The sequence below is a fragment of the Galbitalea sp. SE-J8 genome, from assembly GCF_030345695.1.
GTDB lineage: Bacteria > Actinomycetota > Actinomycetes > Actinomycetales > Microbacteriaceae > JAUASV01.
In genome coordinates, this window is the sequence record NZ_JAUASV010000018.1 from 1 (window position 1) to 10,643 (window position 10,643).

Annotated in this window: 11 protein-coding genes; 7 read left to right on the forward strand and 4 right to left on the reverse strand. The window is 71.9% G+C overall.

Features of this window, described 5'->3' with window-relative positions; translation table 11 throughout:
• Positions 1 to 297: 297 nt before the first annotated feature.
• Positions 298 to 693, forward strand: a complete 396-nt coding sequence (locus QT381_RS11560; protein WP_289249097.1) for a helix-turn-helix domain-containing protein — start codon at positions 298 to 300, stop codon at positions 691 to 693.
• Positions 694 to 761: 68 nt separating this feature from the next.
• Positions 762 to 1,739, forward strand: coding sequence for a DUF3039 domain-containing protein (locus tag QT381_RS11565; RefSeq protein WP_289249098.1), 978 nt, complete (start codon positions 762 to 764; stop codon positions 1,737 to 1,739).
• Between the two features lie 74 nt (positions 1,740 to 1,813).
• On the opposite strand, the gene QT381_RS11570 is transcribed toward QT381_RS11565, so the two are convergent.
• Positions 1,814 to 2,314, reverse strand: a complete 501-nt coding sequence (locus tag QT381_RS11570) for a MarR family winged helix-turn-helix transcriptional regulator (protein ID WP_289249099.1) — start codon at positions 2,312 to 2,314, stop codon at positions 1,814 to 1,816.
• A gap of 53 nt (positions 2,315 to 2,367) precedes the next feature.
• Between QT381_RS11570 and QT381_RS11575 the strand changes: the two genes are divergently transcribed.
• The 4 genes from QT381_RS11575 (at position 2,368) to QT381_RS11590 (ending at position 7,524) form a co-directional block, all read left to right on the forward strand.
• A complete protein-coding gene (locus QT381_RS11575; protein ID WP_289249100.1) occupies positions 2,368 to 3,009 on the forward strand; it encodes a hypothetical protein in 642 nt (213 codons plus the stop codon).
• A 155-nt stretch (positions 3,010 to 3,164) separates the two neighbouring features.
• Complete coding sequence (locus QT381_RS11580; protein WP_289249101.1) at positions 3,165 to 4,559, forward strand: 3' terminal RNA ribose 2'-O-methyltransferase Hen1; 1,395 nt, start codon at positions 3,165 to 3,167, stop codon at positions 4,557 to 4,559.
• Positions 4,556 to 7,126 carry a polynucleotide kinase-phosphatase gene (locus tag QT381_RS11585; protein WP_289249102.1) on the forward strand — a complete coding sequence of 857 codons (2,571 nt, stop codon included), beginning with the start codon at positions 4,556 to 4,558 and terminating at the stop codon, positions 7,124 to 7,126. Before QT381_RS11580 ends, QT381_RS11585 begins: the two co-directional genes overlap by 4 nt.
• Before the next feature lie 38 nt (positions 7,127 to 7,164).
• Complete coding sequence (locus tag QT381_RS11590) at positions 7,165 to 7,524, forward strand: YbjQ family protein (protein WP_289249103.1); 360 nt, start codon at positions 7,165 to 7,167, stop codon at positions 7,522 to 7,524.
• Positions 7,525 to 7,526: 2 nt separating this feature from the next.
• Here QT381_RS11590 and QT381_RS11595 read toward each other — a convergent pair whose 3' ends face one another.
• From QT381_RS11595 to QT381_RS11605, 3 genes are read right to left on the reverse strand one after another with little or no spacing between them, the layout of a single operon-like run.
• On the reverse strand, positions 7,527 to 8,162 hold the full coding sequence (locus tag QT381_RS11595) for an MBL fold metallo-hydrolase (protein WP_289249104.1): 636 nt from the start codon (positions 8,160 to 8,162) through the stop codon (positions 7,527 to 7,529).
• A 10-nt stretch (positions 8,163 to 8,172) separates the two neighbouring features.
• On the reverse strand, positions 8,173 to 9,525 hold the full coding sequence (locus QT381_RS11600; RefSeq protein WP_289249105.1) for a hypothetical protein: 1,353 nt from the start codon (positions 9,523 to 9,525) through the stop codon (positions 8,173 to 8,175).
• Positions 9,522 to 10,256: a polyprenol monophosphomannose synthase gene (locus QT381_RS11605; protein WP_289249106.1), complete on the reverse strand. Its 735-nt coding sequence runs from the start codon at positions 10,254 to 10,256 to the stop codon at positions 9,522 to 9,524. Before QT381_RS11605 ends, QT381_RS11600 begins: the two co-directional genes overlap by 4 nt.
• Before the next feature lie 51 nt (positions 10,257 to 10,307).
• Between QT381_RS11605 and QT381_RS11610 the strand changes: the two genes are divergently transcribed.
• Positions 10,308 to 10,592, forward strand: a complete 285-nt coding sequence (locus QT381_RS11610; protein WP_289249107.1) for a metal-sensitive transcriptional regulator — start codon at positions 10,308 to 10,310, stop codon at positions 10,590 to 10,592.
• Positions 10,593 to 10,643 lie beyond the last annotated feature (51 nt).

Here is a 10,643-nt window from a genome sequence, read left to right on the forward strand (position 1 = left end):
TCGTGAAGATGCCTTTCGAGTGGGTTGTAGGAGATTCCTCGAAGGGACTACACGGTGACCGCGCCCACGTCTACGACGAGACCGGCCACCGCGAACTACACCACGTTAAGGGGCACTACTTCGCGGGGCGATCCCGATCCACGCCGCGGTCGTGTCATCCGCGGGTCCCGCTCGCAGGAACAGGCCGAACCGGGCTTGACCGAGCCCGGTATGTCCGGTAGGTTCATCTGTGACATCTGCGCGGTCTGTGACACACACCGCGCGGTGGGTAACCAGCACGGAAACCAGAGGGCAACCATGGACACCATCGACACGTCCCGTGTCTCGCTTGAGCAGTTGGCTCAGCTGGAGACCGCGGCCGCAAGCATCTCACCCGAGTTGCGAGACGTTGTGCACGCGATCTACGGTCACGTCCTCGACGGCGCTGCGATCGCTGCGATCGACCTCGACGAGACGTACACTCCGAGTAAGGCCGCCGAGCGACTCGGCATGAGTCGCACGCACCTGTACAAGCTCCTCGACCGCGGCGAGATCCTCTCCGAGCCTGTCGGCCGTGATCGTCGTATCCGTGCACGTGATCTGCTCGCCTTCGAACAGCGCCGTCAGCGTGACCGTCGCGAGCTCGCCGAGCGCTTCGCTCGTCACCAGCAGATCAAGAACGCCGCGATCGACGAGCTCGCCGAGTTGCTCTGACGTAAGACATGGGCACCGCTCGTGCGCGGCGCACGAGCGGTGTCTGTCGTCGTCGGCAAAATGGCTGAGTGAGTCTTTCCCGTCATGGCCGCCCGACCCTTCGCGTGCTGCGCGACGACCTCGGCATGGCGATCAGTTCCGAGGGGCTCGACCCGCACTCACCCCTCATCGAAATCGACCATCCGATCATCAAGAAGGCCGCAGAGAGCTTCGGCGCTGACCCGGCCGCCGATCTGCACGAGGGGCCGATCCGGAGCAGCCGGCGGAATCGGCTTCTCGAGATCAAGCAGAGCCAGTGGCGTGGCGGCGTGTGGATCGATGACGCGACCGGCGAGCCGTGGCTCGTCGCGGCGGGCATCGCCAAGGGCGACCATAAGGACCACGACGACTTCTATCAACGGCTCGCACGCGCTGACGAGAGCGGCGCAACGGACGCGTGGCTGCCGACCGACGCTGACAAGCGGCAGCTCAGACGCGAGGCCGCGGCGATGCTCGTGGTCGAGTGGGAGTTGACGGTCCAGCGCGCAGTACTTGCGGTGCTCAAGCGGGCGCTGGGTGCTCGTGAGATCACCTTCAGCCTTCCGCACCCGAAATCTGAAGAGCCGGACCTGGGCACGGTGACTGTCACCGTCGACCGGGTCCGGGATCCGGATTACGACTCTGACGACCTCCTGGTAGAGATCGACCTCGTCGACCGACACAAGGGTTCACGACTCGGCTGGACAGCTGAGCTTCGTGTTCTGACGACTCTGGAGCCCCGGCAGATGGCATGGGACTCGGGCGGTGGCATCTACTCCCCGAAGCTGGACGCTGGTCGACTGGACGAGCGCGTGGCGGAGTTGCAGCGTCTCGTGGACGCGAACGAGCTCGCTGCGCCCGTGCCGAACGAGCTCGCGCACTATTCCCATCGTCGCAACCTTGCCGAGGCGACCGTCGAAGGCAAGGGCGTGCGGTCGCTCTGTGGCCAGTACTTCGTGCCGACACGGGATCACGAGACGACACCGCGATGCCCGGTCTGCGAGGAGCGATTTTCCGCGCTGCCGTGAGTTCCGCGGACTCGACCCGTTGTCACGGCGCGGTGGCTGCGCGCGACAGCGAGATCGCCTGATGGCCGGCTCTCTCACGCCGTCGGCCGAGTCGCGCCCGTCGGCTCGTCGGCGCTCCGCCCGTGCCCGGGGTGGACATCGGCGTCGAGTCCCAGGCGGCCGCTCAGCGTGGAGAGCAGGGCGTAGAGATCGGCCCTCTCCTGCTCGCCGAGACTGCCCGCGATGACGGCCTCCTGGGCTTCCGCCGCGCTGCGGAGCTCGGCGAGCATGGCGCGCCCCGCGGCCGTGAGCCCGAGCTGCTGCGCCCGCCGGTCAGCCGTGCTCCTGGTCCGCGTGGCGAGGCCCTTGCGCTCGAGGCCGTCGATGAGCGCGACCACGCGGCTCTGCTGCGCACCAAGCCGCTCTGCGAGCTGCCGCTGGGTGAGGCCCGGCGTGCGTCCGATGATGCGGACGACCCCGGCTTCGGATGCGGTGAGGCCGAGCGGGCGGATCTGCGCGGCGAACACCTCAGCCGCGTGCGCGCCGAGCTGCGAGAGCAGGAAGCCGATCCTGGCGGGGCGCGGCGGAGTCGGCATGCCCCCAAGATACTGCATTGACATGATGATTCACATGGTGAATGATTTACTGCATGACTGATAGTACCTCCGAAGCAGCCGATCGTCGCCGCCCGGACGGACCGCCGCCCGGCGCCCTTGGGCTCGTCGTGCTCGCCTTCACCGTCGCCTCGGTCGTCGCCTACGGGCTCGGCTCGGCCTTCTGGAACGGGTTCTTCGTCTTCGCAGGATCGATCCCGCTCGGCATCTACGGGGCGACCGTGTATGCGCGGCAGCTCCGGCTCGGCATCCGGGTGCCCGGGCCGGGTATCAGCTTCTTCGGCGGCATCACCGCGTCGATCCTGCTCGCTCTCGCCGGTCTGCTCGGCTGGGCGGCGACGCAGGTCACGGCGCTTCCCTCCGCGCTGTCCGATCTCGTGACCGAGCTCGTCTTCCTCCTGGGTGGCGTCGGATTCGCCGGTGGTCTGGGGCTGCTCATCGCCGGCATCGCGGTGCCGGCGGTGATCCTCCGCCTCCTGCCGCGATGGCTCGGCTGGGCGGGGCTGGTGCTCGGCGGCCTCGGCGAGCTCGCGTTCCTCTCGATGCTCTGGGAGGGGCTCGACGTGCTGCTGCCGTTCGTCCGCTTCGGTGGCCTGATCTGGCTGACGGCCGCCGGCTTCCTGCTGCCACGGGACCGGCGCGAGGCGCCGCGGCGCACCCTGGCATCCGGTCGCTGACGCGCGCCGCCGACGGTCGGCAGCGGCAAGCGCTCCGTCCCGGGCGACCGCGTTCGCGCACGAACCGCCAGAGCGCGGATCGTCAGAGCACGGATCGTCCGGGCATCCGTGACGCTTCGACGAGCGCACCTCATCCGGGGCTAGGCTCGATCGTCGTGCTGCTGACGATCACCTACGAGGCGCCCGACGCCGCCGACCTCGGCTTCCTGCTGCACAAGCACCCCGACCGGCACCAGCGGTTCCCGCTCTCGGTCGGGCAGGCGCACGTGTTCTACCCGGTCGTCGAAGCCGGGGTGTGCACGGCCGCTCTGCTGCTCGAGGTGGACCCGATCGGGCTCGTGCGCGGCTGGCGCGGCAGCGACGCGTTCGCCCTCGGACAGTACGTCAACGACCGGCCGTACGTGGCATCCTCCCTGCTCGCGGTCGCGATCAAGCAGGTGTTCGGCACGGCGCTCACCGGCCGTTGCGACGCGCGCCCGGAGCTCGCGGCCCGTCCGCTGCCGCTGCGCCTCGAGCTCGCGGCGGTGCCCGACGGCGGAGAGGCGGACCTCGTCGCGCGACTGTTCGAGCCGCTCGGCTGGCGGGTCGAGGTCGGGCGGGTGCCGCTCGATCCGGCGCGTCCGGACTGGGGCGACGCCCCCACGGTGTCCGTCGCCCTCGAGGGGGAGGTGCGCCTGCGGGATGCCCTCCGCCAGCTCTACCTGCTGCTGCCCGTGCTCGACGGCGCCAAGCACTACTGGGTCGGCGACGACGAGGGCGACAAGGTGCTGCAGAGCGGCGAGGGCTGGCTCGCCGCCCATCCGGAGCGCGACCTCATCCTGCGCCGATCGCTCGCCTGCCAGCGCGAGCTCGTCGCCGACGCGACGGCCCGGCTGCTCGACGCCGACGACGCGAGCACACGGGCGACGGAGACGGATGCGGATGCCGCCCCGCGCGTGCCGTCCCTCGCCCGCCAGCGCGCGGCATCCGTTCTCGCAGCGCTCGCCGACGTCGGCGCGCACTCCGTGGCCGACGTCGGGTGCGGCGAGGGAGCGCTGCTCGCCGACCTCGTCGCGGACCCCCGGTTCGAGCGCATCGTCGGCACCGACGTCTCGGCCCGAGCCCTCGAGCGCGCCGCCGAGCGCCTGCACCTCGACGAGCGCGGCGATCGCGCGCGCGAGCGGGTGCAGCTGCTGCACTCCTCGGTGACCTACGTCGACCCGCGGCTGCGCGGCCTCGACGCGATCGTGCTCATGGAGGTGATCGAGCACGTCGATTCGGATCGCCTCGACGCGCTCGAGGGATCGGTGCTCGGCGACGCGCGACCGGCATCCGTCATCGTCACGACGCCGAACGCGGAGTACAACGCGCTCTACCCGGCGCTCGCGACGGGCGCGCGCCGGCACCCCGATCACCGTTTCGAGTGGACCCGCGCCGAGTTCGCCGCGTGGACGGATGCCGTGGCCGGCCGTCGCGGATACCGTGTCGAGCACCGCGGCGTCGGCCCCGTCGACGGCGCGCTCGGCGCGCCCACGCAGCTCGCGATCCTGCGGCGGGAGGGCACGGCATGAGCGACGACGCGATCCGCGAGCTCGGCATCCCGGAGCTGTCGCTCGTGCTGCTCGTCGGCGTGAGCGGATCGGGGAAGTCGTCGTTCGCGCGTCGGGCTTTCGGACCGTACGAGACTCTCTCGAGCGACTACTTCCGCGGGCTCGTGGCCGACGACGAGAGCGACCAGTCCGCGACCCCGGCCGCGTTCGAGGCGCTGCGCGCGGTCGCGTCGCAGCGGTTGAAGGCCGGCCGGCTCACCGTCGTCGACGCCACCAACGTGCGACCCGACGACCGCCGGGAGTGGGTGCGGTTCGCACGCGAGCACGACGTGCTGCCGGTCGCGATCGTGCTCGACGTGCCGGCGGGCGTCGCGATCGCGCGCAACGCCGAGCGCGCCGATCGCTCGATCCCGGCGGCGGTCGTCCGGCGGCAGGCCGAGGCGATGCGGCGATCCGTGCGCGGGCTCGCGCGGGAGGGATTCCGCCGGGTGCACGTGCTGACGGATGCCGACCAGATCGCGGCGGTCGGCATCCGTCGCGAGCGCCTGCTCACCGACGCCCGCGACGAGACCGGCCCGTTCGACGTGATCGGCGACGTGCACGGATGCCGCGGCGAGCTCGAGTCGCTGCTCACCGAGCTCGGCTGGTCGATCGAGCGCGATGCGCTCGGCCGGGCGGTCGACGCCCGGCACCCGGAGGGCCGGCGCGCGGTGTTCGTCGGCGACCTCGTCGACCGCGGACCCGACGTGCCCGGCGTGCTGCGCCTCGTGATGGGGATGGTGCGATCGGGCGCGGCGCTCAGCGTGCAGGGCAACCACGAGGACAAGCTCGCCCGGGCGCTCGAGGGCAAGAAGGTGTCGACCGGGCACGGGCTCGCCGAGACGCTCGCGCAGCTCGCGGGGGAGCCACCCGAGTTCCGCGACGAGGTCGCCGCGTTCGCGCGCGGGCTGCTGTCGCACTACGTGCTCGACGGCGGCCGGCTCGTGGTCGCGCACGCGGGACTGCCCGAGCGCTACCAGGGCCGGGCGTCCGGGCGGGTGCGCGCGTTCGCGCTCTACGGCGACACGACGGGCGAGACGGACGAGTACGGCCTCCCGGTGCGCTACCCGTGGGCCGAGGACTACCGCGGTGCGGCGACCGTGGTCTACGGCCACACGCCCACGGTTGACCCCGAGTGGATCAACCGGACGATCTGCATCGACACCGGCTGCGTGTTCGGCGGACGGCTGACCGCGGTGCGCTACCCCGAGCGCGAGCTCGTCTCGGTGCCGGCCGAGCGGGTCTGGTGCGAGCCGGCGCGGCCGCTCGCGCCCGCCACGGATGCGACTCCGGCGACGGCCCCCTCGACAGCGCAGCGGCGCGCGGATGCGCCGACGATCGACGACGTGCTCGGCAAGCGCATCGTCGAGACGGCGGTGCTCGGCCCGGTCACGGTGCGCGAGGATGCCGCCGCGGGCGCCCTCGAGGTGATGAGCCGCTGGGCGATCGACCCGCGCTGGCTCGTCTACCTGCCGCCGACGATGAGCCCGACGAACACCGCGAAGCGTGCCGATGTGCTCGAGCACCCGGACGAGGCGTTCGCGTTCTACCGCGAGGGCGGGGTGCTCGACGTCGTCGGCCAGGAGAAGCACATGGGCTCGCGGGCGATCGCCGTGCTCGCCCGCGACGCCGCGCGGTTCGGGGTGTCGGGTGACCGGCGCGGCGCGCTCTACACGCGCACCGGGCGCCCGTTCCTGCCCGCGCACGAGGAGCGCGCGTTCCTCGACCGGATGCACGCGGCCGTCGACGCGATCGGGCTCTGGGACGAGCTCGGCACGTCGTGGATCGTGCTCGACGGGGAGGCGCTGCCGTGGTCGCTCAAGGCGGAGGACATCATCCGCGACCAGTACGCGGCGGTCGGCGCTGCGGCCGGTCTCGCGCTGCCCCGGTCGGTCGCGGCGCTCGAGGCGGCTGCGGCCCGGGGCATCGACGTGTCCGCGCTGCTCGCGGCGACGCGCGAGCGAACGGATGACGCGATCCGGTACGCGGACGTCGTGCGCCGCTTCGGCGCGCCGGTGCCGGCCGACGGCATCCGTTTCGCGCCGTTCCAGCTGATCGCCGCCGAGGGCGGGCTGCTCGTCGAGCGACCGCACGCGTGGCACCTCGGTGTCGCCGAGCGCCTCGCCGCGGCCGCGCCAGACCTGGTGCGCACCACCCGCTCGATCGACGTGCGCGTCGACGACCCCGGGTCGGTCGAGGCGGGCGTCGCGTGGTGGGAGCGGCTGACGGCCAACGGCGCCGAGGGCATGGTCGTGAAGCCCGCGGCCGGGCTCGTGCGGCGCGGCCGCTCGATCGCGCAGCCCGGCCTCAAGGTGCGCGGCCGCGAGTACCTGCGGCTCATCTACGGTCCGGACTACACCCGGCCGGACGCGATCGCCCGCCTGCGCGACCGCGGCCTCGGCCGCAAGCGCGGACTCGCGGCGCGCGAGTACGCGCTCGGTCTGGAGGCCGCCCGGCGCTTCGCCGAGGGCGAGCCGCTGTGGCGCGTGCACGAGGCGGTGTTCGGCGTGCTCGGCCTCGAGTCGGAGCCCGTCGACCCTCGTCTGTGACGCCTAGGCTCTGCACGACGACAGAGAAAGAGGACGACATGTTCGTGGTGACCACCAACGACGTTCCCGGCTACCGCATCACGCATGTGATGGGCGAGGTCATGGGTCTGACCGTGCGCTCGGCCAACATCGGCCAGAACTTCACCGCGGGGTTCCGCGCCATCGGCGGCGGCGAGATGCCCGAGTACACCCGAGTCATCTACGAATCGCGGGCGGATGTCATGAACCGCATGTGGGCCGAGGCGCAGCAGCGCGGCGCGAACGCCGTCGTCGCGATGCGCTTCGATTCGGGGTCGATCGGCAACTTCACCGAGTTCTGCGCCTACGGCACCGCCGTGGTCATCGAGCCCCTCGAGGCGCCCGCCGCTCCGCCTGCACCGACCGCGCCCGCGGCCTGACCTCAGAGCTCGATCGACTCGCCCGGCTCCAGGATGCGGAAGTCGCCGCCGGCGGCATCCGTCATGGCTGCGAGCCGCGCGCTCTGCATGTCGAACCCGGCCTTCGAGAGAGTCATCGAGTGCGTCGGGAACGCGCGCTTCGGCGCGACGGCCGACACGTAGTCCATCGCCTCGCCGACCTTGAGCCACGGTGCGCCCACCGGGGCGGCGAGCGTGTCGACCTCGAACGGCGGCACGGTGAACGCGTCGCCCGGGTAGAACAGCGTGTCGTTGACGAGCACCCCGACGTTGTCGACCGTCGGCACCGACGAGTGGATGACGGCGTGCGTCGTCCCGGCGAAGCGCAGCGTGAACGGGCCGACCTCGACCGTGTCGCCGTCGTGCGTCGGGGTGACCTCGAAGCCGTCGGCCGCCGCGACGACCCCGGGGGCGCCGAAGATCCGCGCATCCGGGCTCGCTCGCGTGATCCGCGCGAGGTGGTCGGGCGTCCAGTGATCGGCGTGCTCGTGCGTGATGACGACCGCGACGACCCCGGTCGGGTCGGCGAGCGGCACCGTGAACGATCCCGGATCGATCACGAGCTTCGCGTCATCGATCTCGACGAGGAGGCAGGCGTGTTCGAGCTTCGTGACCTTCATACCCGCAACGTTACGACCGAGGGCTGATGAGCAGCGCACAGTCGAGCGCGATGCGCCACTCCGGCTTGTCCGGCGCCGTCTGCACGTCGACGGATGCCGCACCGTCCGCGCACGCGGCGCGCGCGCTCACGAGCGATGCCGACCACGACGGCCCGGCGGACTTGCGCAACGAGTCGGTCGCGCCGACCGAGGTGGCGACCGCCGTGAGCACGCCCACGACGACGATCGCGAATCCGGCTCCCGCGACCAGGCGCGCTGCCGTCCGCCGCGCCCGCGGACCGGTGCCACCGGCATCCGCGCCGCGCCGCGCGAACGCGAGGCCACGATCGGCCGCGATCAGCAGCACGGCGAGCAGCAGCATGGCGGGCACGACGCCGTAGCGCAGGGCGTGCGCCTCCGCGAGCACGTTCGCCGGCAGGGCGGCGTAGTCGAGGTCCGGGCCGGCGTTGAGCTCGAATCCGGCGCTGAAGAGCATCACGGATGCCGTCGCGAGCGCGAGCGCGAGCCAGCGCGTGGATCGCGATCGGACGACGAGCACGGCGACCGCGATCGCGAACGGGACGAGCGGAAGCAGCGCGACCCACCATCCGCGCTCGGCGACGAGGCGGATGAGGTCCTCGCCGGGCGCGTGCCACGCCGACCCGCCCACGTGCAGCGCGTACCCGAGCGCGATCGAGAGGATGCCGGGCCGTCCTCCGCCGGCGATGGCGCGTGGCGCGAGCAGCGTCGTCGCGAACTGCGCGCCGAGCCCGAGAACGGTCGCGCCGATGATCGGCCAGTGCCGCCGTTCGCGCGCGTGCACGAGCAGCAGCGGGGCGAAGACCACGATCTGGATCTCGGTGAGCGTGGCGACGAGCGCGAGCGCGGCCGCCGTCGCCGAGCCGGCCCACGAGCGCGGCCGGAACAGCAGCAGCCAGGGGGCGAGCCAGAGCAGCAGCCAGTGCGCGTTGGCGACGTTGCCGAGCACCTCGGTGGCGACGCCGGGAGTGAGCACCGTGAGCGCGGCGAGCGCGATCCGCGTGCCGCAGGCGAACGGGAGCGAGCGCGTGACGACGAGCACGGCTGCGGCGACGGCGCCCGCTACGAGTGACGAGGCGACGGTGAGCGCGATCGCCCAGCCGTCGATCGGCACCAGGGAGGTGATCAGCCCCGCGAGGACGCGGGGCACGAACTGCAGATAGCCCTGGTACGGCTCGAGCGCCCCTGCACCGTCGAGCGCGCCGCCGAGGAAGTAGCGCCCGTCCTCCGCCCACACCGTGTCTCGGGCGAGCGGGTCGAGGCGCAGGAACGCGACAGCGCTCGCGGCAACTGCGAGGAGGACGACCGCCCAGGCCGAGAGCCCCCGCCGCCCGTGCGGGGTCACCGCGGCTCGGCCCCCACCAGACGCTGCAGGCCCCAGCGGGTGACGCGGCGCATCGCCTCGACGACGATCGCGCCGCTCATCTTCGACACGCCGTGCTCGCGCTCGCGGAACTCGATGGGCACCTCGACGATCCGCTCGCCGGCCCGGGCGAGGCGATACGTCATGTCGACCTGGAAGCAGTATCCCTTCGAGTCGATGGAGTCGAGATCCATGGCGGCGATCACGCGCGAAGCGTACGCGCGGAAGCCCGCCGTGGCATCCTGCACCCGGATGCCGAGGGCGATCCGCGTGTACAGGTTGCCGGCGCGACTGAGCAGCTCGCGCCGCTTCGGCCAGCCGACGATCGACCCGCCGGGCACCCAGCGGGAGCCGATCGCGAGGGCGGCGCCGCCCTCGACCTCGGCGATCATGGCGGGCAGCGACTCGGGCGGGTGCGAGCCGTCGGCGTCGATCTCGACGATGACGTCGTAGCCGTCGGCGATCGCGCGGCGGAAGCCGTCGACGTACGCCGCGCCGAGCCCCGCCTTCACGGTGCGGTGCACCACGCGCACGTGCTCGTCGCGCGCTGCGATGCGATCGGCGAGCTCGCCCGTGCCGTCGGGACTGTCGTCGTCGAGGATCAGCAGGTCGGCATCCGGGAGTGCGGAACGGATGCGGCCCGCGATCCACTCGAGGTTCGCGATCTCGTCGTAGGTCGGCAGCAGCACGATCACTCGGGCGGCGGCTGGCACCCCCCGATCCTAGTCGAGCGCGTATACCCCCCGGGGGTATATGGTGAACGGGTGATCGACGACCTGAAGAAGCGTGCGCTGCACCGCACGAGGATCCTCGAGGGGCAGATGCGCGGCCTCGAGAGAATGATCGAGAACGAGGACTACTGCGTCGACATCATCACGCAGTCCCTCGCGGTGCAGAAGTCGCTGCGCAGCCTCAACAAGCTCCTCGTCGAGAACCACCTGCGCACCCACGTGAGCGACATGTTCGCGGCCGGCGGCGACAGCGCCGCGCACGCGATCGACGAGCTGCTCGCGGTCTACGAGCTGCAGAACAACCGGATGGGGGCCTGACGATGCGCGACCACGAGGACCTGCCCCGCTGGTCGAGGAGCGCCGAGAGCG

Excerpts from the sequence above, each read along its gene's own strand:
- QT381_RS11560 (WP_289249097.1), top strand. The coding sequence starts at position 298 with ATGGACACCATCGACACGTCCCGTGTCTCGCTTGAGCAGTTGGCTCAG.
- QT381_RS11570 (WP_289249099.1), bottom strand. The coding sequence starts at position 2,314 with ATGCCGACTCCGCCGCGCCCCGCCAGGATCGGCTTCCTGCTCTCGCAG.
- QT381_RS11575 (WP_289249100.1), top strand. The coding sequence starts at position 2,368 with ATGACTGATAGTACCTCCGAAGCAGCCGATCGTCGCCGCCCGGACGGA.
- QT381_RS11585 (WP_289249102.1), top strand. The coding sequence starts at position 4,556 with ATGAGCGACGACGCGATCCGCGAGCTCGGCATCCCGGAGCTGTCGCTC.
- QT381_RS11590 (WP_289249103.1), top strand. The coding sequence starts at position 7,165 with ATGTTCGTGGTGACCACCAACGACGTTCCCGGCTACCGCATCACGCAT.
- QT381_RS11595 (WP_289249104.1), bottom strand. The coding sequence starts at position 8,162 with ATGAAGGTCACGAAGCTCGAACACGCCTGCCTCCTCGTCGAGATCGAT.